The organism is Ancylobacter sp. FA202 (assembly GCF_000380205.1).
In the GTDB taxonomy this organism is placed as follows: domain Bacteria; phylum Pseudomonadota; class Alphaproteobacteria; order Rhizobiales; family Xanthobacteraceae; genus Ancylobacter.
Genome location: NZ_KB904818.1, coordinates 2,662,465 through 2,687,339, shown reverse-complemented (window position 1 = coordinate 2,687,339; position 24,875 = coordinate 2,662,465). Strand labels below are relative to the sequence as shown.

At 66.8% G+C, this 24,875-nt stretch carries 20 protein-coding genes; 14 read left to right on the top strand and 6 right to left on the bottom strand.

The window, feature by feature from the left end; genetic code table 11:
• Nucleotides 1–11: 11 nt before the first annotated feature.
• The 3 genes from A3M1_RS0112145 to A3M1_RS0112135 all read left to right on the top strand — a co-directional run bounded on the left by A3M1_RS0112145 (nt 12) and on the right by A3M1_RS0112135 (nt 4,953).
• Nucleotides 12–1,511: an aldehyde dehydrogenase gene (locus A3M1_RS0112145; protein ID WP_018389244.1), complete on the top strand. Its 1,500-nt coding sequence runs from the start codon at nt 12–14 to the stop codon at nt 1,509–1,511.
• Nucleotides 1,512–2,084: 573 nt separating this feature from the next.
• Nucleotides 2,085–4,316 carry a TonB-dependent hemoglobin/transferrin/lactoferrin family receptor gene (locus A3M1_RS0112140; protein ID WP_018389243.1) on the top strand — a complete coding sequence of 744 codons (2,232 nt, stop codon included), beginning with the start codon at nt 2,085–2,087 and terminating at the stop codon, nt 4,314–4,316.
• 52 nt (nt 4,317–4,368) lie between these two features.
• The gene (locus A3M1_RS0112135) at nt 4,369–4,953 is read left to right on the top strand and encodes a biliverdin-producing heme oxygenase (RefSeq protein ID WP_018389242.1); all 585 of its coding nucleotides are present in this window, start codon (nt 4,369–4,371) and stop codon (nt 4,951–4,953) included.
• Nucleotides 4,954–4,979: 26 nt separating this feature from the next.
• Here A3M1_RS0112135 and A3M1_RS0112130 read toward each other — a convergent pair whose 3' ends face one another.
• Genes A3M1_RS0112130 through A3M1_RS0112120 form a run of 3 tightly spaced genes read right to left on the bottom strand, consistent with a single transcriptional unit; the run spans nt 4,980 to nt 7,766 of the window.
• Nucleotides 4,980–5,744 carry a heme ABC transporter ATP-binding protein gene (locus tag A3M1_RS0112130; RefSeq protein ID WP_018389241.1) on the bottom strand — a complete coding sequence of 255 codons (765 nt, stop codon included), beginning with the start codon at nt 5,742–5,744 and terminating at the stop codon, nt 4,980–4,982.
• 4 nt (nt 5,745–5,748) lie between these two features.
• A complete protein-coding gene (locus A3M1_RS0112125) occupies nt 5,749–6,831 on the bottom strand; it encodes an iron ABC transporter permease (RefSeq protein WP_018389240.1) in 1,083 nt (360 codons plus the stop codon).
• Nucleotides 6,832–6,833: 2 nt separating this feature from the next.
• On the bottom strand, nt 6,834–7,766 hold the full coding sequence (locus A3M1_RS0112120) for a hemin ABC transporter substrate-binding protein (protein ID WP_018389239.1): 933 nt from the start codon (nt 7,764–7,766) through the stop codon (nt 6,834–6,836).
• A gap of 450 nt (nt 7,767–8,216) precedes the next feature.
• On the opposite strand from A3M1_RS0112120, the gene A3M1_RS0112115 reads away from it, so the two are divergent.
• The 6 genes from A3M1_RS0112115 (at nt 8,217) to A3M1_RS0112090 (ending at nt 15,629) form a co-directional block, all read left to right on the top strand.
• Nucleotides 8,217–10,439: a polysaccharide biosynthesis tyrosine autokinase gene (locus A3M1_RS0112115; RefSeq protein ID WP_018389238.1), complete on the top strand. Its 2,223-nt coding sequence runs from the start codon at nt 8,217–8,219 to the stop codon at nt 10,437–10,439.
• Nucleotides 10,429–11,136, top strand: coding sequence for a hypothetical protein (locus A3M1_RS0112110; RefSeq protein WP_018389237.1), 708 nt, complete (start codon nt 10,429–10,431; stop codon nt 11,134–11,136). Before A3M1_RS0112115 ends, A3M1_RS0112110 begins: the two co-directional genes overlap by 11 nt.
• A 153-nt stretch (nt 11,137–11,289) precedes the next feature.
• The gene (locus A3M1_RS0112105) at nt 11,290–11,904 is read left to right on the top strand and encodes a hypothetical protein (RefSeq protein WP_018389236.1); all 615 of its coding nucleotides are present in this window, start codon (nt 11,290–11,292) and stop codon (nt 11,902–11,904) included.
• A 13-nt stretch (nt 11,905–11,917) separates the two neighbouring features.
• Nucleotides 11,918–13,204 carry an outer membrane beta-barrel protein gene (locus A3M1_RS0112100; RefSeq protein WP_245261651.1) on the top strand — a complete coding sequence of 429 codons (1,287 nt, stop codon included), beginning with the start codon at nt 11,918–11,920 and terminating at the stop codon, nt 13,202–13,204.
• A 167-nt stretch (nt 13,205–13,371) separates the two neighbouring features.
• The gene (locus A3M1_RS0112095) at nt 13,372–14,145 is read left to right on the top strand and encodes a metallophosphoesterase family protein (protein ID WP_018389234.1); all 774 of its coding nucleotides are present in this window, start codon (nt 13,372–13,374) and stop codon (nt 14,143–14,145) included.
• Nucleotides 14,142–15,629, top strand: coding sequence for an O-antigen ligase (locus A3M1_RS0112090; RefSeq protein WP_018389233.1), 1,488 nt, complete (start codon nt 14,142–14,144; stop codon nt 15,627–15,629). The genes A3M1_RS0112095 and A3M1_RS0112090 overlap by 4 nt, the downstream gene beginning before the upstream one ends.
• A 23-nt stretch (nt 15,630–15,652) precedes the next feature.
• On the opposite strand, the gene A3M1_RS0112085 is transcribed toward A3M1_RS0112090, so the two are convergent.
• From A3M1_RS0112085 to A3M1_RS25875, 3 genes are read right to left on the bottom strand one after another with little or no spacing between them, the layout of a single operon-like run.
• Nucleotides 15,653–16,222, bottom strand: coding sequence for a polysaccharide biosynthesis/export family protein (locus tag A3M1_RS0112085; protein ID WP_018389232.1), 570 nt, complete (start codon nt 16,220–16,222; stop codon nt 15,653–15,655).
• Nucleotides 16,223–16,242: 20 nt separating this feature from the next.
• Nucleotides 16,243–17,382, bottom strand: a complete 1,140-nt coding sequence (locus tag A3M1_RS0112080) for a glycosyltransferase (RefSeq protein ID WP_018389231.1) — start codon at nt 17,380–17,382, stop codon at nt 16,243–16,245.
• A gap of 49 nt (nt 17,383–17,431) precedes the next feature.
• Nucleotides 17,432–18,400 carry an NAD(P)-dependent oxidoreductase gene (locus A3M1_RS25875; protein WP_026221292.1) on the bottom strand — a complete coding sequence of 323 codons (969 nt, stop codon included), beginning with the start codon at nt 18,398–18,400 and terminating at the stop codon, nt 17,432–17,434.
• Nucleotides 18,401–18,811: 411 nt separating this feature from the next.
• Between A3M1_RS25875 and A3M1_RS0112070 the strand changes: the two genes are divergently transcribed.
• The 5 genes from A3M1_RS0112070 to A3M1_RS0112050 all read left to right on the top strand — a co-directional run bounded on the left by A3M1_RS0112070 (nt 18,812) and on the right by A3M1_RS0112050 (nt 24,839).
• Nucleotides 18,812–20,236: an exopolysaccharide biosynthesis polyprenyl glycosylphosphotransferase gene (locus A3M1_RS0112070; RefSeq protein ID WP_018389229.1), complete on the top strand. Its 1,425-nt coding sequence runs from the start codon at nt 18,812–18,814 to the stop codon at nt 20,234–20,236.
• A 60-nt stretch (nt 20,237–20,296) separates the two neighbouring features.
• The gene (locus A3M1_RS0112065; protein ID WP_018389228.1) at nt 20,297–21,190 is read left to right on the top strand and encodes a glycosyltransferase family 2 protein; all 894 of its coding nucleotides are present in this window, start codon (nt 20,297–20,299) and stop codon (nt 21,188–21,190) included.
• Nucleotides 21,191–21,519: 329 nt separating this feature from the next.
• Entirely contained in the window at nt 21,520–22,272 is a 753-nt protein-coding gene (locus tag A3M1_RS0112060) for a glycosyltransferase family 1 protein (RefSeq protein ID WP_018389227.1), read from the top strand.
• Nucleotides 22,273–22,284: 12 nt separating this feature from the next.
• Complete coding sequence (locus tag A3M1_RS0112055) at nt 22,285–23,406, top strand: glycosyltransferase family 1 protein (protein ID WP_245261650.1); 1,122 nt, start codon at nt 22,285–22,287, stop codon at nt 23,404–23,406.
• The gene (locus A3M1_RS0112050; RefSeq protein WP_018389225.1) at nt 23,403–24,839 is read left to right on the top strand and encodes an O-antigen ligase family protein; all 1,437 of its coding nucleotides are present in this window, start codon (nt 23,403–23,405) and stop codon (nt 24,837–24,839) included. Before A3M1_RS0112055 ends, A3M1_RS0112050 begins: the two co-directional genes overlap by 4 nt.
• Nucleotides 24,840–24,875: the final 36 nt, after the last annotated feature.

Below are 24,875 nucleotides of genomic sequence, written 5' to 3'. Positions count from 1 at the left end.
GAGACCCGCCGATGAGCGCCTACACATCCACCGATGCCTACCGCGCCATCGCCGGGCGTCTCATTTTGCCCGCGCGGGCCTTCATCGATGGCGACTGGACGGGTGCCGCCTCGCAGCAGGTGTTCGAGAACATCAACCCGGCGACCGGCGCTGTGCTGGGAACGGTCGCGGCCTGCGACAGCGCCGATGTCGACCGCGCGGTGAAGGCGGCGCGCCGCTCCTTCGAGGCGGGCGTGTGGTCCCGCGCCGCGCCAGAGGAGCGCAAGGCGGTGCTGCTCAAGCTCGCGGAGCTGGTGCGCGCCCATGCCGAGGAACTGGCGGTGCTGGAAAGCCTCGACAGCGGCAAGACCATCAAGGACTGCCTGAACGAGATCGGCCACGAGGTGCCGACCTTCTTCCAGTGGTATGGCGAACTCGCGGACAAGTCGTTCGGCAAGGTGGCGCCGACCGCCGACAAGGTGGTGGCGATGATCGTGAAGGAGCCGATCGGCGTCGTAGGCCTCGTGCTGCCGTGGAATTTTCCGCTGCTGATGGCGGCGTGGAAAGTGGCGCCGGCGCTCGCCGCCGGCTGCTCGGTGGTGCTGAAGCCGGCGGAGCAGACCCCGCTCTCGGCGCTGCGCCTCGCCGAACTCGCCATCGAGGCCGGCGTGCCGCCCGGCGTGCTGAACGTGGTGCCGGGTTTCGGCGAGACGGCCGGGCAGGCGATCGGCCGGCACATGGATATCGACGCGGTGTCGTTCACCGGCTCGACTGAGGTCGGCGCCTATTTCCTGAAATACGCCAGCGAGAGCAATCTCAAGCCGGTGGGGCTGGAGATGGGCGGCAAGAGCCCGATGATCGTGCTGGACGATGCCGATATCGACGACACGCTTGTCTCTTCCGCCATCAACGCCGCGTTCTGGAATGGCGGGCAGAACTGCTCGGCCAATATGCGCCAGATCGTCGACCGCAAGGTGAAGGACGCCTTTCTCGACCGCGTGCTGGAAAAGACCCGCGCGCTTGTTGTGGGCGATCCGCTCGACCCGGCGACCGATCTCGGCTCGATGGTCAGCGCCGAGCACAAGGCGCGGGTGCTCTCCTATATCGCGATCGGCAAGGGCGAGGGCGCGCAGCTGCTCGCCGGCGGCGGCGCCAGCGCGGGGCTGCCGGGCGCCTTCGTCGACCCCACCGTGTTCGACAATGTCGCCCCTTCCATGCGCGTCGCCCGCGAGGAGATCTTCGGGCCGGTTCTTGGTGTCATTCCGGTCGACGGCATCGACGAGGCGCTGGCGATCGCGCGCGACACCGATTACGGCCTGCACGCCACCATTTTCACCCGCGACATCGACAAGGCCTTCCACCTCGCCAAGCGGCTGCCCTGCGGCACGGTGGCGATCAACGGCTTCAGCGAGGGCAATGTGACCACGCCCTTCGGCGGCTACAAGCGCTCGGGCTCAACCGCACGCGACAATGGCACCGAGGCGATGGACCAATATCTGCAGACCAAGACGATCTGGCTGTCGCTGCGGTGAGGTGAGCCGGTCTCGGCCAGGACAACTGAACCAAGACGGCGGAACCCCGCCCGGGCGCGCGGCCGATCCGTGATTCGTCGAAGCGGCGCGCCCGTGCCACCTCACTATCGGCGACGGGCCATCGGCGCGGGGGCGAACCCGCCCGCGCCGGCGCTCTCCCGGGGGCCGGAGGGCGCCGCCTTCGGAGCCCCGGGCCGCAAACCCGCGGCGGCGGCGCGCCCCTTGACCGTCAAGACCTCCAAAACCTTACATTTCCTCGCATTTCGCCCATCCATGGCGCGCGCCGGGCGGGCGCGACTGCCATTGTTTGTAATTATTAAATTTTGACTGTATTGGCTTTATTTTAGACATGCCAAACTGCTTCTGTTTGGAATCGATATAAGAGATTCCCTAGTTTTTAAGTTATATAAATCGAATGGATACGTGATTTGACTCAAGTATTTACTTAAATTAACCCTCCTCGCTCGAAATCAACTCAGCGTTCGGCACCGGCCGGACAGGGATGCGGGCGCCCGGTGCCCGCCGGGGAAAATCGTGTCGTCCGGCGGACGCGCGATTCGGGGATGGACACAGATGCGCAAGACCGACCGGGGCTCGTCCCGTCTCTCGACAGTCGCGCGGACGGCAGGGCTGGGCGTCTCCTGGCTCGCTTTGCTGGCCGCCGCGCCGGCAATGGCGCAGGAGGCGGCCGCGCAGTCCCCGGCCTCCAGCGCCGCCGTGGTCGAGACGGACGAGTTCGTCGAGCTCGACCCGATCACCGTCGTCGCCACCCGCACCGCCGAAAGCTGGATCGACACGCTGGCGGGCGTCACCGTTCGCCGCTCGGCGCAGCTGGAAACGCTGATGCCCGAGCGCACCGCGGACCTGTTCCAGGGCATGCCCGGCACCACCGCGATCCAGAACGCCAATACCAGCCAGACGCAGATCAATATTCGCGGCCTGCAGGATTTCGGCCGCGTGGCGGTGATCGTCGACGGCGCCCGGCAGAACTTCAACCAGCTCGGCCATGCCGGTGCCGGCGGCTTCTTCATTGAGCCCGGCCTCATCGCCGATGTCGACGTGGTGCGCGGCCCGGTGTCGAACATCTACGGTTCGGGCGCCATTGGCGGCGTCGTCACTATGCGGACCAAGGACGCCGACGACATCATCGCCCCCGGCCAGAGCTGGGGCGTCGAGGCCACCGGCGAAGCTGCCGGCAACGGGTTCATGGGCTATGGCTCGGTGCTCGGCGCGGCGAAGGTCGGCCAGAATGTCGACCTGTTCATCGGCGGCACCTATCGCGAGGCCGACAATTACCATGACGGCAATGGCGACGTGGTGCCCGACAGCGGCTTCGAGACCTGGACCGGCATCGCCAAGGCGACCTTCCGGCCGGTCGAGTTCCACGAGATCAAGCTGACCGCGCTGAACTACGACACCCAGTTCACCACCAGCGCCGACGCCAACGCCTCCACCTCCTACAGCACCCAGGCGACCAACCGCACGGTGACGGCGAACTGGAACTACCAGAACCCCGAGGACAATCTGTTCGACTGGCGCAGCTCGGTCTACTGGAACCAGGTCGACCAGGACCAGGTGAAGGTTTCCGGTTCGTCCAACCCGATCACCGGCGCGGTGGGCGATCCGCGCAGCTTCGTCATCGACACGGTGGGCTTCGACGCCAACAATACCAGCCGCTTTGATGCCGCCGGCTGGAACAACGCCATCACCTTCGGCGGCGACTATTTCGAGGACAAGATCGACAACACCGACGATTACGGCTTCGGCGAGGGCTATAATCCCTCGGGCGATCGCGGGGTCGGCGGCGCCTTCGTGCAGTGGAAGGCCAACTATTCCACCTGGCTGGAGGCCATCGCGGCGCTTCGCTACGATGCCTATTCGCTCAATTCCGACGATGGCGGCACCAGCGGCGAACGGCTCTCGCCGAAATTCACCCTTGGCGTCACCCCCTGGTCGTGGCTGACCCTCTACGGCACCTATGCCGAGGGCTACCGCGCCCCCACCGTGACCGAGGCGCTGGTCTCCGGCCCGCACCCGCTGCCGTTCAACACCGGCGGCACGATGTTCTACTTCCTGCCCAATCCCGGCCTTGAGGCCGAAATCGGCAAGAACAAGGAAGTCGGCATCAACATCAAGAAGGACGATCTGTTCGTTACGGGCGACAAGCTGCGCGCCAAGCTCAATTACTATCAGAATGACGTCGAGAACTATATCGAACTGGTCGAGTTCGGTGACTCCACCGGCACGATCTGCCCCATTCCCGGCCGGCCGACCACCTGCTTCCCCTATAATTGGGGCGTGCCCGGCTATGCGCAGTACCAGAACGTGCAGGAAGCGCGGCTGAAGGGCTTCGAGTTCGAGGGCACCTATGACGCGCGCAAATGGTTCCTCGGCCTCGCCGGCCAGATCTCGGAAGGCGAAGTCACGGCCGGCCTCTATGCCGGGCAGCCGCTGTCGAGCATCCAGCCGGACCAGGTCACGGCGACGCTCGGCTTCCGCTTCCTGGAGGAAAAGCTGACGGTCGCCGTGCGCTGGACCGCCGTCGCCGCCGTCACCGCCTCCGACCTGCCGACCGATTCGGTGTTCGAGCCGACGGACAGCTTCAACCTGGTCAGCGTCTATGCCGGCTACCAGCCGAACGCGAACACGCTGTGGCGGCTCTCGGTGGAAAACCTGCTGGACGAGCAATACACCCAGTATGAGAACTTCCTGCCGAGCGCCGGCCTCACCGTGAAGGCCGCCCTGACCATGCGTTTCGGCGGCGGCGAGATCGCCTCGGTCGCAGACCCGCTTTATGTGAAGTGAAACGTTTTCAAAGAGCGTGCCCGCCGGCCTGGCGGGATGAGAGGAGCACGATATGTCGATAGCCACGGATGTGGAGGCACCCAACCGCGCCAAGCGCCTCAAGGCTGCATCCACAGCCGCGCATGAGCGGGTGGATTCGGGCGTCATGCAGGCCGCCCCCTTCGCCGACAGCGCGAATTACCAGCGTTTCCTGCGCTTCCAGTACCATCTGCACCGTCGCGTCGAGACGCTCTACGCCGATGCAGAGCTGCAGGAATTGCTGCCGGATCTCGCCGAGCGCTCGCGTCTGGCGGCGCTGGAGCAGGACTTCGCCGATCTCGGCCTGACACCGCCGGAAGCCCCGCTCGGCCCGACACTGGAGCGGCCCGAGGCGTTCGGCTGGCTCTATGTCGTCGAGGGCTCCAACATGGGCGCCGCCATTCTTGCCAAGGAAGCGGCCAAGCTCGGCTTCACCGCCGAGCATGGCGCGCGCCACCTCGCCGGCCATCCCGAGGGACGGGCGCTGCACTGGCGCCGCTTCACCGCCGCGCTTAACGAGGCCGAGCTGACATCCGAGGAAGAGGCGCGGCTGGAGGCGGCCGCCAACGCCGCTTTCAGCCATGTCGAGGCGCTGGTCGGCCGCGAGCTCGCCTCCTAGCGCGGACGCCACCGCACCCGCCGCCTTCAGGCCCGCGAGGCGGCCTGCGGCAAGAGGAAGGGCGTGGGCGGTGCCCAGCCGACGCGCACCTTCACGCCATAGAGCTCGGCGATACGGGCATCGGTGAGCACCTGCGCCGGCGTGCCCCGCGCGGCGACGCAGCCCTGTTTCAGCGCGACAATCTCGTCCGCCACCATGGCGGCGAGGTTGAGATCGTGCAGCACGGCGAGCACGCCCACCCCTTCACCCGCCAGGTCCCGTATCAGCCGCAGCACCAGCAATTGCTGGGCAAGGTCGAGGCTGGCGGTCGGCTCGTCGAGCAGCAGATAGCCCGGCCCCTCGCCACCCTGCAGCTGCACCAGGGCGCGGGCAAGCTGCACGCGCTGCCTCTCGCCGCCGGAGAGAGGGTCATAGCTGTGGCCCGCCATCCCGGCGAGTTCGACCCGCGCCAGCGCCCTTCGGATACGCGCCGCGCTGTCGCGGCCGGGGGTGGCGCCAATGCCGACGACTTCCTCGACGGTGAAGGGAAAGGCGACATGCACGCTCTGCGGCAGCACCGCCCGCAGCCGTGCCAGCCGCGCCGGCTTCAGCCCGGCAAGATCGACGCCGTCGAGCGTCACCTGCCCGCGCTGCGGCCGCCGCTCGCCCGCCAGCACCTTGAACAGCGTCGATTTGCCGGCGCCGTTCGGGCCGATCAGCACGGTGACATGGCCGGGGCGGATGTCGACCGAGGCGCCGTCCAGCAGCGTGCGGCCACTGAGGGCAACGCCTATGTCACGCGCGCGGTACATCGGCTCACCCCATCAGCGCCGCGCGCTTGCGCAGCAGCAGCCAGAGGAAGAACGGCGCGCCGAAGCCGGCGGTGACGACGCCGAGCGGCAGTTCCGCCGGGCTGACAAGGGTGCGCGCCACCACATCCGCCCCGAGCAGCAGCGCCCCGCCGAGCAGGCCGGCGCAGGGCAGCAGCAGGCGATGGCCGGGGCCGAACATCAGGCGGATGAGATGGGGCACGACAAGGCCGACAAAGCCGATCACGCCCGCCACCGCCACCGAGGCCCCCGCGCCGGCGGCGATGCCGAGAATGGCGAGCCACTTGGCGCGCTGCACATCGATGCCGACATGGAACGCCTCCGCCTCGCCGAGCGCCAGCGCGTCAAGAGCGCGGGCCAGCCGGGTGCAGATCACCGCCAGCAGCCCCATGAAGGGCAGCGCCGCCGCCACCTTCTGCCAGGTGGCGCCGCCGAGCGAGCCGAAGGACCAGAAGGTGAAGTCGCGCAATTGCTGGTCCGACGCCACGAAGACCGTGAGGCCGGTGCCGGCGGCGGCCAGAGCGGCGATCGCGATGCCGGCAAACAGCATGGTGACGACAGAGGTCCGCCCCTCATGGGTGGAGATGGCATAGAGCGCCACCGTGGCGATGAGCGCGCCGCAGAAGGCCATGAGCGGCAGGCCGGCATCGGCAAGAGCCGGCGGCAGATAGAAAGCGAGCGACCCACCGGCGACGATCCACACCGCCGCCGCCAGCGCCGCGCCGTTGGAAATACCGATCAGCCCGGGATCGGCCAGCGGGTTGCGGAAAATCCCCTGCGTCACCGCGCCGGCCAGCGCGATGCCGCCGCCGACCAGCAGGCCGAGCAGGGTGCGCGGCAGGCGTACATCGAGCACGATCACCGCCTCGCGCAGCGCCGCCCCGCTCGCCCGCTCGCCGCGCAGGGCCGCGGCCAGGATCTCCACGATCCGTCCCGGGGCGATCGTCACCGGCCCGATCGCCAGCGAGGCGAGGAAGGCGGCAACGACCAGCACGGTGCAGAGGCCCAGCGCGAGCAGCGTCCGCCGCGGCCGGTGCGCCCGCAGCTCCGTGGCGGTCGGGACGGCCATGCTCACGGCGTGCCGGGCGCGGCGGAAGCGTGGGCCGGAAGCGCCGGCAAGGCCAGCTCGGGATAGATCAACGCGGCGAGATCACGCGCCGCCTGCGGCGTGCGCGGCCCGAAGCTCAGGAGATAGCCACCATCCATGCGGTAAAACCGACCGGCCGTCATCGCGGAGGTACCGGCAAAGGCCGGCATCGCCTTCACCGCGTCGTCGGTCAGCGCGTGGTTCTGGTCCTTCATCAGCACGATGGCGTAGGGATCGGCGCCCAGCACCGCCTCGCCCACCGCCGGCTTGTAGCCGTTGAGCGCCGCCATCGCATTGGTGACGCCGGCGAGTTCAAACATCGCCTGCGCCCCGGTGCCGGCCCCGCCGACAACCGGCGCCGCGCCGGAGGCCGACAGCACGAACACCGCGCTGCGCGGCGCGGGGATGCGGGCGCGGATCTGCGCCAGCGCCGCGAAATCCGCCGCCACCGCGCGCGCCAGCTCTTCGCCGCGCTCCGGCACGCCGGCCAGCGCCGCAATGCGCCGTATGTTGGCGAGAATGCCGGCCTCGTCGCGCGCCTCGGGAAGCGTCTCAAAGGGAATAGCGGCGCCCTTCAGCACCTTCACCGCGTCCGGCGGGCCGGCGCCGTCGAGGGCGATGATGAGATCCGGGCCGACCGACAGCACGCCTTCCGGCGACAGGGCGCGGAGATAGCCGACATTGGGCTTGTCGGCCAAAGCGCGGGGCGGATAGGTGCTCGACGTGTCGACTGCGACCACCCGGTCCTCCAGCCCCAGCGCATACAGCGTCTCGGTCACGGCGCCACCAATCGCCAGGATGCGCTGGGGCGACGCGGCGGAAGCGCCCCACGCCGGAAGCCCGCCGCCCGCAGAAGCCACGGCCAGCATCAGCAGGACCGCCGTCAGGGCCTTTTGGATCATTACGCGCCGCAGCATCGCTGTTCTCACTTCTGTTCGACGCGGGCGACAATAGGCAGGGGAAAGCCTGAGTTCCACAACAAGACGCGACAAAAAGGAACAAAGACGCAGATTATAAATGTAATAAATTGAAGACCTTAGGCCCTTTTTGCCAACCCGCCCGCGCCATACCAGCCGGGCCGGGAGCCACGTGCGGGATCACCGCGAAATCGTGGCGGACAACCCCGCCCCTCGCCGCCGGAATGGTTCCCCCGATGGGACGGACGCCCCCCATGGCCACGGCGACTCTTGGCACGCCCGCGCTCGCCCGGCATTGGCCTCGGGCTGTTGCAGCGCGAGAGGATCGGGTAAGGTTCTCTAGGAATCCTTCCTTTGATCACTATAATCGTGGCGTTTCCGATAGCCGCGCCTGATGACTGAGGCCAAGCGCCATTTCCGGCGTTCGCGGCCATCTCTGGATTGGGCTTGATGCACGGACAGATTACCCGAGCGCCGGCGAGCGACGACGACGATCGCATCGATCTCCATCAGATCATCGACTTTCTGGTCCGTCGCCGCCTGCTGATCGGCTTCATCGCCGTGATGACGATGGCGCTGGCGCTGGGCAGCGCCTTCCTGATGACGCCGCGCTACACCAGCACCGCCGAAATCCTGCTCGACCAGGCCTCGCGCTCGGCGCTGGGCACCGAGCTCAGCGGCATGGATGCCAACTCGGTGGCGGCCGCCGCGAATATCGAAAACCAGATCTCCATCATTGAATCGCTCAATTTGCTGCGGCGGGTGGTGGAGAAGGAAGGCCTGGTCAACGATCCGGAATTCGGGAATCAGGCTTCCAGCCGCTCCTGGAGCGCGGCGCTCCGAAGCCTGTTCGGAGCGACACAAGCCACGGTCGAGGCGGCGCTTCCGCCGGGTCCGGGCGCCTCCGGCATTCCCGACGACATACGGGCCTCGATCTACCGGCTGCGCGGGGCGCTCCTCGTCGAGCGCGTCGGGCGCTCCTATATTCTTCAGATCTCCGTCACCTCCACCGATCGCGACCGCGCCGCGCGGCTGGCCAATGCCGTCGCCGATGCCTTCATCGTCGACCAGCTCGAAACCCGCTTCGATGCCGCCCGCCGTGCCTCGGACTGGCTGAACGACCGGCTGCAGCGACTGCGCGACGCCCTGCGCCGTTCCGAAGAGGCCGTGTCGCAGTTCCGCACCGAGCACAATCTCGTCTCGGTCGGCACCCGTTCGCTCAATGAGCAGCAGCTCTCCGAAGTCAGCGCCGAACTCGTGCAGGTGGAGACCGAAGCGGCCGAGAAGCAGGCGAAGTACGAACAGGCCAAGAAGCTTCTCGACGGCGGCGGCAACCTCGCGACGCTTCCCGATGTGATCCGCTCGGGCGTGGTGACAAATCTGCGCAGCCGCCACGCCGAGGTCACCGGGCGCGAGGCGGACCTCGTCACCCGCTATGGCGAGCGCCATCCGATGGTGGTGAATGTGCGGGCCGAGCGGCGGGAGGTCGAGCGCCAGATTTCAGCCGAGATCAACCGCATCGTCGCCAATCTCGAAAACGACTATGATGTCGCCCGCACCCGGGCGGCGGCGATGGCGGCCAATGTCGCCGCAGCCTCCGGGCAGAACACCAGCGACAATGCCCTCACCGTGAAGCTACGCGAGCTGGAGCGGGACGCCGCGGCCAACCGCACGCTCTATGAGACCTTCCTGAGCCAGTCCAAAGTGACGTCCGAGCAGTCGGAACTGGACATTCGCGACGCCCGGATCATCACCCCGGCCTTCCCCTCGGGGTCACCCTCCTTCCCCAAAAAGTCGCTGTTCCTGGCCGCCGGCACCGCGCTGGGGCTGGTGCTCGGCATCGGCCTGGCGGCCTTGCTGGATATGCTCAATGCCGGCTTCAGCAGCCCGCGCCAGCTGGAAGAGGCGACCGGCCTGCCCGTGCTCGCCTCGGTGGAATGGGCTGACTTCACCGAGGGCGAGAAGACCAAGGGCGCCATTCCGATACTCGATTTCCTCACGACCAAGCCGCTCTCCCGCTTCAGCGAATCCATCCGCAGCCTGCGGGCCGGGGTGCAGATGTCCGATGTCGACAACCCGCCCCGGGTGGTCGAAGTCACCTCCGCCTCGCCTTCCGAAGGCAAGACCTCGATCGCACTGGCGATCGCCGCCTCCGCCGCCAGTTCCGGCAAGCGCGTGGTCCTGATCGACTGCGACCTGCGCCGCCCGTCGATCACCCAGCAATTCGGGCTCGACGAGAAGCCGGGCCTCGTCGAATGGCTGGCGCAGGCGGTGTCCTCCGATGGGCTGCTGCACCGCCACGGCGCCTCCGGCATCTATGTGCTGGGCGCCGGCGCCAAAACGCAGAACCCGCCGGACCTGCTCGGCTCGGCGCGGATGCAGCACCTGATCGAGCAGCTGCGGCAGAATTTCGACCTGGTGGTGATGGATGCGCCCCCTATCGGCCCGGTGGTGGACGCGGCCATCCTCGCTCCGGTGGCGGACAAGGTGCTGTTCGTCGTGCGCTGGAACACCACGGCGCGTGAATTCGTGCGGCATTCGATCGAGCGCATTCCCGGCGACCGCAAGATCTGCGGCATCGTTCTCAACATGATCGATCTGCGCGGCGCGCCGAAATATGGCCGCTATTCCTACCACTCCTCCGCCTATTACAAGAAATACTATGTCGGCTGACGCGCCCCGTCGGCAGGGCGGCAGCCGGGCGCTGCACGCGGTGTTTTCGCTGGTGCTGATCGCGCTCGCCGCCGGCGCCATCTTCAAGGGTGTCGCCTTCGCCCGGCTCGGCGCGCTCGAATGGCAGATGGAACGCGAAAGCGCCAGGATAGAAGCCAAGACCGGCGTCGTGACCGGCGCCGTCACCGGCGTCGTGACCGACTCGCGCTCCGGCGCGCGGGAGGCGCAGGCGCAGCGCGCGGCGCTGGCGCAGTGGCACGATGCCTGGGGGCTTCGCGACAAGGCGCGCCAGCTCTCGTTCAGCCTGGGCCAGCACGCGCTCGAACCGCCTTCCTCGACCGGGCTGGAGGAGCTTGTCGCCGTGCTGGAGGTGGATCCGCTGCGGTCCGCCTCCTGGATGGACCTTGCCCAGCTGACATGGCCGGACCTCGCCCTTCGCCCCACCTCGCTGGCGGCGTGGGAGCTCTCCCGCCTGACCGGGCCTTATGAATATGCCGAGATGCTGCGCCGGGTAAACTTCCTGGCGCGGCGCTGGATTTTTGCCGACGCCGACAGCAAGCGTCACTTCGTCTACGACGTGACCGTGATGCGCCGGTTTCCGGAGCCGTTCCTGCGCAGCTGGCAGCGCCTGCTGGCCTCGCTGCCCGCAGCCCAAAGCCGGCTTCTTAACGATGAGCTCAAAGCTCCGTCACCCTGATACCGCAACGCGGCATATTGCAGCCGATTCACCCGTTTCGTCCTGGCTGATTCCCGGCAAAGGCCTGAAATGACTTGAATGCTGCGTTGCCGAGGATGGCAATGCCGTCCTCGCTCTGCTATTCTTTTTGTCGGGTTTCGGGGCGGACGGGGCATGATTGTCAGAGCGGTTCGCGTGCTTGCAGTGATTGCCGCCACCAGCGCGACTGTGCCGGTGGGCGGCATCCTGTTGCCGACGATGGTTCAGGCCGCGCTTTCAACCGGTGAGCAGGCGGCTCTGAGTGTCGTCACTTCAGTCGAAGGCGAGGCCAGTCCCGCCGCGCAGGTCGCGGCCATCATGGGCTCCTCACTCAGCGGCCCGCAAAAGGCCCTTGCCCTGCAGTGGCTGGCCGAAGGTGCCGCGACCGATGCGCAAGTGGCCGCGATCGCGGCCGCGATCATCTCGGCCGTCGTCGAAGCCGGCGCCGCCGGCCAGACGGGCACGGTTGCCGTGCTCGGTACCGGCCTCGGCCAGGCGTACAAGGCGCTTAATGGCGATGGCCGCGCCTCCGCCGCCGGCGCTGTCATGGCGGCGATGCAGAACGCAACGGCCGAGCCCGGAGCGGCGGGTGGCCTGTCGCGGCAGACGGCTCAGGCTTTGACCACCGCCTTCACCGAGGCCGCCGCCGGCACCCCGCGCAGCGCCGCCGGCTCCTCGGGGGAAGATACGCCCGATCCCGGGCAGACCGACACCCCCGGGCCCACGCCTGAGAGCCCGAGCCCCTCGTGAGGAGCATCGGCTCATGAGAGCGCTCCCCCTCGCTGGATTGCTGGTCGGCCTGACGGTGCTTTCCGCACCGATGGACACGCGCGCGGACGATATCGCCCCCAGCTACCGTCCGGCCGTGGAAGTGGATCCGGCGCGCGCGGCGGTTCTGGACCGCCAGCCGGTCAACTACATGCCGCTCGGCGTGCCTGTCGGCGCCTTCGTGCTGTTTCCGACGCTCGGCCTCTCGACGGGCTACGACACCAACATCACCGCGACGAACAACAACCAGAAAGAGGATTGGCTGTTCACCGTCCGGCCGGCCTTCGACCTGCAGTCGGACTGGGGGCGCCACTTCCTTGCTTTCGACGGGTATTTCGAGAGCGCCAGCTACGCCAAATACAGCAATGCGGACTATGAGAACTACGCCGCCGGCGCGCGCGGCCGCATTGATGTCACCAGCGACTTCAACATTGGCGGCTATGCACGCTATGCCCATCTCAACGAGCTGCCGGGTGACGACGAGACCAATGTGAACAATCTCGGCGACCCGCTGCCTTATGAGCAGGTGACGGCGGGCGTAAGCTTCGACAAGCAGTTCAACCGTATCTGGACGACGGGCGGCTTCGATTTCCGCTACCGGGATTTCGACGACTGGCTGGATGGCGAGCCGACCGACCAATCCTACCGCGACGGCAGCGACTACAAGCTGGGCGGGCGTATCGGCTATGAGCTCAGCGCGCTGACCAGCGTGTTCGTCGGCGGCTCCTACCAATGGTTCGAGGTCCAGAATTCGGACTATAATTCCAGTGAATACAGGATCATCACCGGCGTTCAGATCGAACCCTCCCGCCTGACCCGCGGTGAGGCCTTCATCGGCTATTACAACTGGACCTCGGAGAACGGCTATCTCGACGGCAGTTCCGGACTGACCTTCGGCGCCAATCTGCAATGGTTCGTGACGCCGCTCGTGACCGCCACCTTCTCCGCCGGCCAGCAGGTCACGACCTCGAACTTTGAATATAACGGCTTCACCGGCTCGGCGGTGGTGAGCTCGACGGCCGGGGTGCGGCTCGACTATGAGTTCCGCCGCAACATCGTCATTTCCGGCTGGGTCGACTATCTGAACCAGGACTATGACGAATTCCCGCGCGTCGATAACCAGTATGTCGTCGGGGCGGAGATGCGTTACTCGATAAACCGCTACGCCACCGCCAAGATCAATTACTCCTACACCGATTTTGAAACGAACTTTAACAACATCAACGGCGCCGAGAACTACATCCGCAATTTGGTGATGGCCGGCGTCACCCTCGCCTATTGAACCCGCCCGGCCCCGGATCGCCGCCGGATGGCCTCAGCCATTTCGGCTAGGGAATTCGCCGTGAAAGCGGATAGGTTCGTCGCGAATAGAAAATGCTCCAGCGTGTTGATGGCAGAGCACTTTCTTATCGATCCGGTGCTACCACCTGATCGGAAAGGGCTTCTCGCATGTTCTTCTCCCGCTTCCGCGCGGCCGGAACACGGCGCGCACCGGCACGCATTCCCGAAGGCGTGCGCGTCTACGCCATCGGCGACATTCACGGCCGCCACGACCTGCTCCTTGCCCTTCTCGCGGCCATCGCCGCCGACACGGCGACCAGCACGAACGCCTGCCGGCTGGTCTTTCTCGGCGACTATATCGACCGGGGCGACGGCAGTGCGGGGGTGATCGCGCGTCTCCTCAGCGGCGTTGCCGAGGGCGATGCCGACGGACGAACCGATGCGTCCTGGACCTGCCTGATGGGCAATCACGAGGCGACGCTGCTGGCGGCGCTCGCGGGCGAGGCCGACTGGGAGACGTGGCTGCGGATGGGTGGGGCGGAGACGCTGTTCTCCTATGGACTCTCCGCGCGCAGCTTCGCCGGCCCGGGTCGCGACGAACAATTGCGCGAGGCGGCGCTCGCCGCCATTCCCGCCGCGCATCTCGACTTTCTGCGCCAGTTGCCCGCCAGCACCGAGATCGGCGACTATTATTTCTGCCATGCCGGCATCCGGCCGGGCGTCCCGCTGGATCAGCAGTCGCGTGACGACCTGATCTGGATACGCGACCCGTTCATCCGCTCCGCGCGCGACCACGGCAAGCGCATCGTGCATGGGCACACGCCGGTGATGGAGGTCGAACTGCACGCCAACCGGATCAATGTCGACACCGGCGCCTATCTCACCCATCGCCTGTCCTGCGTCGTGCTCGAAGGCGATCAGGCGCGGGTGATCCACACATGAGACCGTCGGCCGCCGCGCGTAGCGCGCCGCGCGCCGCAAGGCCCGGCGCCCCGCGAGCCTCGGCCTTTCTGGCGCGCGGCACACGGGCGGAAACCTATAATGACCTTGTCTTCGCCGGGCTTGTCCTATGCCTCGCCTGGGTTCCCTTCCTCCTCGGCAGCAACCGCCTGGTCGCCTGGGGCGTGAACGCGGTGCTGTTCGGCCTGCTGCTGGCGCTGTTCGAGGCCGGGCGGCTTGTCACCGGCGCCCGCCATCCCATCGCGCCACGCCGGCTCTGGTGGGGCTTTCTGCTGTTGAGCGCCGTTGCCGGCTGGATTGTCTTCCAGCTCTCGTCCTGGGCGCCGCCGGCCTGGCAGAACCCGTTCTGGTCGTTGTCCGCGGATGTGCTTCAGGCCCTGCCGGGCGCGGCGCCAAGCGAGGGCCACGTCTCGGTGACGCCGGATGCCGGCGTTCGCGGGCTTGTTCTGCTGCTGACGAATGCGATGGCGTTCTACCTTGCTTTGCAGCTTTGCCGCGATGGGCGGCGGGCCGACCTGCTGCTGCGCGCCCTGGTCGTGATCGGCGTCGTCTATGCTTTTTTTGGCCTTGCCCAGCACGCGCTGGCACCGCGCACGCTGCTGTGGTTCGAGCGTCAGGCCTATATCGGGCAGGTGACATCGACCTTCGTCAACAAGAACAGCTACGCGACCTATGCCGCCATCGGGCTGGTTGCGACCATCGGTCTGCTGATCGATGTCTATCGCCGCGCCGGGCGCCGGCGCGACCTGCCACTGGCGGTGCGCGCCACCGCCTTCGTCGAAACCACTCTGCAATCCGCATTGCCGATCCTCGCCAGCGCCGGCGTCATCGGCGTCGCGCTGGTGCTCACCGTGTCGCGGGCGGGGTTTATTGCCGGCATCGCCGGCTTGCTGACGCTGATCCTGCTGGCGCTCACCGCCAGCCGCCGGCGCTGGCTGATCTTCGTCATCGCCGCCCCGGTGCTCGCCGTCCTGTTCGCCGCGCTGGCGCTGTTCGGCGACGATCTGGGGGAACGCTTCGCCTTGCCGGGCGCCCGCGACGCCCGCTGGGAGGTGGCCGCCCGCGCGCTGGAAGCGGTGCGCGACGCGCCGCTGACCGGGTTCGGCTATGGCAGCTTCGAGCGCATGTTCGCCGTCTATCGCGGCAGCGAAGCCTTCACGCCCTGGCATCATTGGGACAAGGCCCACAATACCTATATCGAGCTTCTGTTCGACCTCGGCATTCCAGCCACCGCCCTGCTTGTCGTGCTGGTCGGCGCCCTGCTCGCGGTCCTGCTGGCCAATATGCTGCGCCGGGAGGCCCCGCATATGATCAGCCTTGTCGCTCTGGCGGCGAGCGCGACCGTTCTCCTGCACGCGGCGTTTGATTTCAGCCTGCAGATCCAGGCGGTGGCGATCACCTACTGGGCCCTTGTCGGCGCCGGCCTGGCACAGAGCTGGAGCCGGCGGATCGACACCGCCGCCTGAGCGCGCCGGCGCCCGCCGGGGGATCAGAACAGCCGCTCGCCAACCCGCACAATATCCCCGGGAAGAACCATGGTGGTGGTGGTGACGGGGTAGGAATATTCCTGGGTCTGGCCGGCGCGGCGGATATTCACCGTGGAATCGTTCGCCCGATAGGTGAAGCCGCCGGCCACCGCCACCGCGCTCATGATGTTCATGCCGTTGCGATAGGGATACTCGCCCGGCTTCGACACCTCGCCAATGATGTAGAAGGGACGATACTGCAGAACCTCGATATTCACGCGCGGGTCCCGCATGTAGCCGGACGACAGCTTCTGCGTGATCACGCTCTCCAGACCATGCGCCGTCTCGCCCTGGGCCTTGATGTTGCCGATGAGCGGAATCGAGATCATGCCGGCGGAATTCACCTCGAACTCGCCCGAGAGGGTCGGCTCGTTGAACACGGTGAGGCGCAGCCGGTCGCCGGTACCGAACTTGTATTCGACGGAGGCGTCCGCATCGGCCGCGGCGGGCGGCGGCGCGCTTGGTGCTGTCGAGCAGCCGGCCAGCGCAAGGAGGATCGGCACGAGAGCCAGCAGCAGCCTTGCAGGGCTCATTCGCTTCAAACGACCAACGCTCATATGGCTTCCGAACTCCTGTCTTCGCGGCCTGCGCCGTCCCTGCCCCATCGCCCCGCCTGAACAAGGCGTTCGTCGATGAAGGCCTTGATCCGGCTTTCAAACAGCTCGCGGCCGAACCGCGCGACATGCGAGCGGTAATCCTCGGCCGTGCCGTCGACAGCGCCCGCCTCGAAGCGCTGCACCGCGTCAATGATCGCATCGGCGGTTTGTTCATGAAAAAGCAGGCCGGTCTTGCCATCGACCACCGTTTCCCGCGCCCCGCCACGGCCGAAGGCCAGCACCGGGCGTCCGCTCGCCATGGCCTCCAGCGGAACGATGCCGAAATCCTCGACGCCGGGAAACACCAGCGCCTGGCAGCGCGCGAGGTGCCGCTCCATCTGCGTGTCGCTCACCGGGCCGAGGAAGCGGATGGTGGGGCCGGCCAGTCGCTTCAACGCCTCGCTGGCGCCGTCACCGATGATGTCGAGCCGGCGCCCCAGCCGGTTGAACGCCTCGATCGCCAGCTCGATCTTCTTGTAGGGCGTGATCTGGCCGGCGCAGAGATAGGCCTCGTCAAGCGTATCGCTGGGGGCGAAACGGCTGAGTTCGACCGGGGGATTGATGACGGTGGACTCGCGGCGATAGAACTTCTCGATCCGCCGGGCGACATAGTCGGAATTGGCGATGAAGGCGTCGACCCGGGCGGCCGTGGTCACGTCCCACTGGCGCAAGCCAGGACCGAAGAGCGACATGGCCAGCCGGGTGATCGGGCCGGAAGCGGCACGATATTGCGGCTCCAGATCCCAGATATAGCGGATCGGCGAGTGGCAATAGCAGACATGCAGACTGTCCGGCCGCGTCACCACGCCCTTGGCGGGCCCGGCCTCGCTGGAGATCACCAGATCGTAACCCGTGAGGTCGAGACTCTCCAGCGCATAGGGCATGAGCGGCAGCATCTTCTGGTAATGCCGGCGCCCGCCGATCTTCTGGAGGAACGATATGGTAATGGAATGACGCCGGATGGTCTCGGAAAGATTAGCCGGCTCTGCGACCAGGGTGAAAATATCGGCCTGCGGGTACAGCCGGCAGAAGGATTCGAGCACCTTCTCCCCGCCCCGCATGCCGACCAGCCAATAGTGAACCAGGGCGACCTTCATCAGGCTTCGTCTTTCATCGGGCGTTGGGAGAAGAAGAAAAGGTCCGTCGTCAATCGAACGCGCCCGCAGAATCGTCTTTCCACCGTTGCAGCGCCGCCGGCAGCAGGCCGCGACGGGCAAGACCGCGCGATTCCAGCCAGCCGGGCACCACATCCGTCGAACGCACCAGCTTCATCACACGGTCGGGATGGATGCCGATACCCGCGCCGGCCATCGGCCGCAGCGCGGCCGCCAGCCCGAGCACCACGGCGCGCGGCACCGTCAGCGTTCGTGCCTGCGGAAAGTGTTGCGAGCGGAAGGTTTCGACAATCTCCTCCAGTGTGTAGCGGTCGGCATAGCAGCCGTTGAACACAATGAAGCGCTCTTCAAGCGAGGCGGCATGGAGCAGCGAGTCCACGAGATCCTCGACATAGTAGCACGCCTTTATAGTGTCCCGCCGCCCGGGATAGACGAAGAGCCCCCGGCGCAGCAGCCGGGCGAGCCGGGTGAAGTTTCCTCCCTCGGCATGGCCGAAAATCACCGCCGGCCGGCAGATGACCAATTGGCGCCCCTCGCTTTCCGCCAGCCAGGAGCGGTGAATATCCTCCGCCATCCATTTCGACCGCCCATAGGGCGATTCCGGCTGGGGCGGGGAGGCTTCGGACTTCGTTTCCTCGCCAGCTCCGTAAACGGAGATAGAACTGGTGAAGACGATCCTCTTCACCCCCTGCCGGCGGGCGAAGGCCGACACTTCCAGCGCCCCGCGAATGTTGGTCTCGTAATATTCGTGCGCGGGGTGGCCCGGCGTGGTGTGAACTGCCGCGAGATTGTAGATCGTCCCGACCTCGGCACCGACATCGAGTGCTGAGAGATCCCGGACATCGGCAATTCTGTAATCGACACCGGGAACTTTTACCTTAGGCGGACGGATATCTACACTGATAAGCCCAGACGCGCACTTGGATACCATCTTGCGCAGCAGATGTGACCCGATGAATCCCCCACCCCCAAAAGCAACAATGGCCCCTTGATCGCTCATGCACCCCACCCGGCCGCAACCGACCCATGACCTGTCGTCAATTGCTTTAGATTAAAATTACTCTAAAATTCTAACGATACTCTCTACCGCCCCCCTTAGGCTTGCACGCGATCCCTCGCCCCATGTCCCTACGGAATATTGCCTAGCGGCAATTGCTTCTGCTATGAAAACACCATAGCGAATGGGAGCGGCATAAGACAGCTGGTAACGGCTCGACCGTGTATTTCTCATGGGTCGGATCGACATCCGTTGTCACGCTCGGTTCCAGACTACAGCGCGACATTTTCTTCCCAACGGCAGTGGTAACGCCGCCATGTGACCGGCGACAGGGCTCATCTGGCAGAAGCTTTGCCGGCTGTTGCGCGCTCATTGCCCGCACCATCCGGGTCTCAAATGAAGGAAGACGGACGGATGGATGGCATCGGCGCTTACGGTGGCAGGCGCGACGCTGCCACGGGCAGCGCATCGGAGGAGCGATCCCCCGACAGCCTCATGCGCTACCGCGACGCCATCCGGGTCTGCCTTACGGCAGGGTTGGCGGCTGTCGACCTGCTCGCCATTGCCGGCGGGTGCCTGGCCGGCGCGGCCCTGCGGCATGGCAGCCCGTTCGACGGCAATGTCGGCATCTTCTTCTTTCTCGCGCCCACCTATCTTCTCGCGGCGATCGCGTTGCGGGCCTATTCCATCGGGGCCGCAACATCGCCGAGCCGCGCGATCTCGGCCACCTTCACCGCCCTGCTCATTGCCGCCGGCCTCTTCCTCACCGCCCTCTTTGCGCTCAAGGTCGGCAGCCTGCTCTCGCGCCTCGAGATCGGCTACAGCTTCGTGACCGCCTTCGCGCTGATCGGCCTCGGCCGAATCGGCGCCATTCTCCTCACGCAAAAGCTGCTGGCTCCGATCGTCGCCCCGCGGCTGGTGGTTTTCACCGACGACACGGAACGGGGCGCGCTGCCGAACGATGCGTTGACCACCTATGTGGATGTGCGCGCGGCCCGACTGGTCCCGCATGTGCACGATCCCGATTTCTTCGCCGCCGTCAGCGACGTCATCGGCTATGCCGACCGGGTCGTGCTTGCTTTCGCGGACGCGCAGGAGCGGCTGAAATGGACCGAAGCCATGCGGCTGAGCGGCTTTGAAGCCGAAATCGTCTTCGATCTCGGCGGGTTCGAGCCGCTCGCGCTGTCGCGCTGGAGCGAGCGGACCACCCTGATCATTTCGCGAGGCCCCCTCACGCTTGCCGAGCGCCTGACCAAGCGGCTGTTCGATCTCGTCGTTACCCTGCCGCTCATCGTGGCCGTTGCCCCCACCATCGCGCTGGTCGCCCTGCTGGTGAAGCTCGATTCCCCCGGTCCGGCGTTCTTCGTCCAGGAACGGGTGGGCCGGAACAACCGCAGCTATCGCTGCTTCAAGTTGCGAACGATGCGCAGCGAGGCAAGCGATGCCACCGGCCGGGTCTCCACCTCACGCAACGACCGGCGCGTCACCCGGGTGGGCCGGTTCCTGCGGCGAACGAGCCTCGACGAGCTCCCCCAGCTCCTGAACGTCCTGATCGGCAATATGAGCCTGGTGGGACCGCGCCCCCATGCGCTGGGCTCGCGCGCGGAAGGGGCGCTGTTCTGGGAACTCGTCCCCGACTATTGGAGCCGGCATTCGGTGAAGCCGGGACTGACCGGCCTCGCCCAGATCCGCGGCCTGCGCGGGGCGACCCATAGCCGCCGGGACATCGAGGCGCGTGTAGCCTCGGATCTCGAATACATCAACAACTGGTCGCTGTGGATGGATGTGAAGGTTCTGCTGCTGACAGTTCGCGTCATCATCCACCGCAATGCCCATTGATTTAATGCGGAATGAAGCCTCTCGGCAGGCCTGCCGCGTTTCACATCCGGCAGGGCGCGCATGAATCCCACCATCGAATTCTCCGTCGCCATCGTGGTCGCCACGCTGGGGCGGGCGAAGAATGTCGCGGCATTGCTCGACCGGCTGGCACTGCAGAGCCCGCTGCCGGCCTGCGTGGTGCTGTCGATGGAGACCGCCGCGGACGCACCGCCGGCGCGCGACTATCCCTTCCCGCTGATCTCGCTCTTCGGGCCGCGCGGCCTGTGCCAGCAACGCAACCGCGCCCTCGACAGCCTGCCGCCCGCTATCGATATCGTCCTGTTCCTCGACGACGATTATGTTCCTTCCCGTCGCCTCGTCGCGGGCCTCGTGCGCTTCTTCACCGCCTTCCCGGCCATTGCCGGGGCGAGCGGCCGCCTGCTGGCGGACGGGATCGGCGGACCCGGCATCACGCCGCAGGCGGCGGCGGCGCTGGTGGAGGCGGAAGACGCCCGGGACGAGCGGCCGAGCCTCGGCGTTTCCGCGGCCCAGCCCGGGCTCTATGGCTGCAACATGGCGTACCGGACGGCTGCCATCGGCAGCTGCCGCTTCGACGAGAACCTGCCGCTCTATGGCTGGCAGGAGGATATCGACTTCGGCGGCCAGATCACCGGCCCGCTGGTCTACACGGATGCCTTCTATGGCGTGCATTGCGGCGAAAAGTCCGGACGCGAGCGCAATGGCCGGCGGCTGGGCTATAGCCAGATCGCCAACCCCTGGTATCTCTGGCGCAAGGGCACCATGCCGGCAGGCTTCGCGGGCCGGCTGATGCTGCGCAGCCTCGCCGCGAACGGCGCCCGCCTGCTCCGGCCGGAACCCTGGATCGACCGAAAAGGGCGCATGATCGGCAACTGGCTGGCGGTGCGTGATATCCTGCTGAGCCGCGTTCACCCGCGCCGTATCCTGGAGCTTTAAGCGTGCGTAGAAGACCGCCCCTGTACATCAACGGCAAGTTCGCTACAGGCGGCCCGGCCGCGGTGCATCGCGTCGCGCAAGAGTTAATCGCAGGCCTGGCGACAATCGTGGCGGATCGCCCTCTGGTCATGCTTGCCCCACAGGGACCTCTTGGTTTGGACATCGACCCGCGCGTCCCCACGGTGCGGGTCGGGCGGCTGAGCAAAACCGCCTGGGAGCAGCTTTCCCTGCCCCTTCACGTACGCGATGGCTTTCTGCTCAACCTGTGCAACGGGACCCCTTGGGCGACACGAAACGGCCTCACCCTGCTACACGACGCCCAAGTCTTCATGACGCCACAGTCCTACCCGTTCCTTCGCGCCAAATGGGGCCAGTGGCAGAGCCTCGCCGCCGGGCGGCGGCAGCTGGGGCTGCTCACCGTGTCGGAATTCGCGAAGTCCGAGCTTGTTGGCCTGCGCCTCGCCCCAGCCGGGCGGGTGCATGTCATCCCCAATGGCGTCGACCATGTGCTGCGCACGCCGGCGCAGCACGACATCCTCCCCCGGCTCGGGCTGGAGACGCGCGGCTACGCGCTGGCGCTCGCCAACCTCATGCCGCACAAGAACATCCCGCTGCTGATCCGCGCCTTCGCCCGCCCCGCTCTGGCTGAGATGACCCTGGTGCTGGTGGGTGGCGCCGGCCGGGAGGCCTTCGCCGCCGCCGGTCTCGCTCCCGGGGCCAATATCGTGTTTCCCGGCTATGTCACGGATGGCGAAATGCGCGCCTTGCAGGCCAACGCCCTGGCGGTGTGCACGCCCTCGCTGACCGAGGGCTTCGGCATGCCGCCGGTGGAAGGGCTGATGCTGGGCACGCCCGCCGTGATCGCGCCCTGCGGCGCGCTGCCGGAAGTGTGCGGCCCCGGAGCGCTGCAGGCGGACCCGCGCGACCCCGCCGCCTGGGAGGCCGCGCTGCTGCGGCTGCGCGACGACAGGGGGGTGCATGACCGCCTCGCCCGCGACGGCCAGGCCTTCGTCGCCCGCTTCACCTGGCAGGCCGCCGCCCGCCGCCTGCTCGACGTCATCGACGCGGTGGCGCCAAACTGACAAGGACGGCGCGTGGATCGGCGTTTGGATTTCTGCATCAATGGCCGCTTTCTCGCCGGTCCGCCGGCCGCAACCTATGCGGTCGCCGAACATTTGGCCCGCGCGGTCGCGCTGCTGACGGCCGAATCCGGCGAGCGGGAAGCCGCCCGGCAGATCCATGTGCTGGCACCGCGCAATGCGCGCCATGTCGACATGGGGCTGCCGATCGAGAGGGTCGGCCGCCGGACCGGCAATGTCTGGGAGCAGATTGATCTTCCGCGCGCCACCGCCGGCCGGATCCTCGTCAATCTCGCCTCGCGCAGTCCATTCCTACTGCGCCAGGGGCTGACCATGGTGCATGACGCGCAGGTCTTCACCACGCCGGCTTCCTATTCGCTGGCCTTCCGCGCGACCCTGAAGGCCAATGTCCGCCTTGCCGGGCGGCGGCAGCTGGGGCTGCTCACCGTGTCGGAATTCGCGAAGTCCGAGCTTGTTGGCCTGCGCCTCGCCCCAGCCGGGCGGGTGCATGTCATCCCCAATGGCGTCGACCATGTGCTGCGCACGCCGGCGCAGCACGACATCCTCCCCCGGCTCGGGCTGGAGACGCGCGGCTACGCGCTGGCGCTCGCCAACCTCATGCCGCACAAGAACATCCCGCTGCTGATCCGCGCCTTCGCCCGCCCCGCTCTGGCTGAGATGACCCTGGTGCTGGTGGGTGGCGCCGGCCGGGAGGCCTTCGCCGCCGCCGGTCTCGCTCCCGGGGCCAATATCGTGTTTCCCGGCTATGTCACGGATGGCGAAATGCGCGCCTTGCAGGCCAACGCCCTGGCGGTGTGCACGCCCTCGCTGACCGAGGGCTTCGGCATGCCGCCGGTGGAAGGGCTGATGCTGGGCACGCCCGCCGTGATCGCGCCCTGCGGCGCGCTGCCGGAAGTGTGCGGCCCCGGAGCGCTGCAGGCGGACCCGCGCGACCCCGCCGCCTGGGAGGCCGCGCTGCTGCGGCTGCGCGACGACAGGGGGGTGCATGACCGCCTCGCCCGCGACGGCCAGGCCTTCGTCGCCCGCTTCACCTGGCAGGCCGCCGCCCGCCGCCTGCTCGACGTCATCGACGCGGTGGCGCCCGCCGGTGACAGGACGGGGCGGCGCGCTGCATGAATGCGCTGGCGATCGCCTGTTTCTGGTCGCTGGCGCTGTGGGGCCTGTTCTCGCGGCGCCAGGTTCTGCTGTGGCTGTTCTTCGCCATGCTGCCCTTCGGCGCCTTCGCCGTCGTCCCGGTGGAAGTGACGGGAGGCCTCTCGATTCTGGCCGTGCATGTTACGGCCGCCTTTTTTTTGCTGCGCCGGTTTCTGCTGCGGCGGCACGGCATCACCGATCTGCTGACCACCGCCTTGCGATGGCCCGGCGTGATTTTGACGGTGTTCTGGGCGGTCGCGCTGCTGGTCACGCTGTTTGCGCCGCGCCTGCTGGCGGGGCAGGTCGCCATTGTCCCGATGGCGACGGCCTATCAGGAAGTCGCGCTGTTGCGCCCGACCCTTCAGAATGTCTCGCAGCTTGGCTATCTGACGGTGTCGACCTTGCTGGTCTTCGCCTTCGCCAATTTCTTCCGATCGCCGCAGCACCAACCGCTGATCCTGCGCGGCCTGATGTTCAGCGGCATCGTCACCATCATCACGGGGGTTCTGAGCTATCTTAACGCCCTCCTGCCGCTCGACCCCTTCCTCGATGCCTTCAAGAACGCCAGTTATGCGCTGCTGGACGCAGCCGCCATTTCGGATGGCAGTCGTCGGATCACCGGGCTGATGCCGGAAGCTTCCGCCTATGGCGCGCTGACGCTGAGCTTGCTGTCCTGCCTGTATTTTCTGCGCGGCATCGTCGAAAATCGGGCGCAGGCTATCCGCCTCAACAGCATCATCATCGCCCTCGCCATATTGCTGGTGATGTCCACGTCCTCGGCCGGCTATGTCGGCCTCGGGGTTCTCGGGCTGCTGATCGGCCTCGACTGGTTCACCCGCGCCTTCCGGATCAATCGCCCGCGCTTCTCCTATAGCGGCGTGCGGCAGGACTTCTTCCTGGCATTGGCGATCATCGGCTTCGCGGCCGCCGCGGTGATGGTCACACCGGGCGTCTTTGAGCCCGTCATGGAGCGCCTTGACGAGATGGTCTTCAACAAAACGGAGACCAGTTCCTATGTCGAACGCAGCGCTTGGAGCGCGAGATCGCTGCAGGCGGGGCTCGACAGCTATCTGCTGGGCGTCGGTCTCGGCTCGACACGGGCGTCGAACTTCGCCGTCGTGCTGTTCGCCAGTACCGGCCTCCTCGGTTTCACTCTCTATTTCGCCTTCGTCGCATGGCTGCTGCTCACCTCCGCCGCGACGGGAGACCCACGGCTTCAGGGGCTGGCGAGCGGGCTGAAATGGTCATTTTTCCCGGCTTTCGTCGTGAGCCTGCTGATCGGAACCACGCCGGATTTCGGCGTGTTCGAGGCGCTGCGCTTCGGCGCGCTGATGGCTCTGCTTCGAGCCGGAGGCGCAGCGATGCCCGCTGCCAGAGCCGGTCCGGTGCGAGCCGGCTCACCGGACCGGCTCTAGATTTTTGTTTTTACGCATTTTCTTCATGCGAACCGG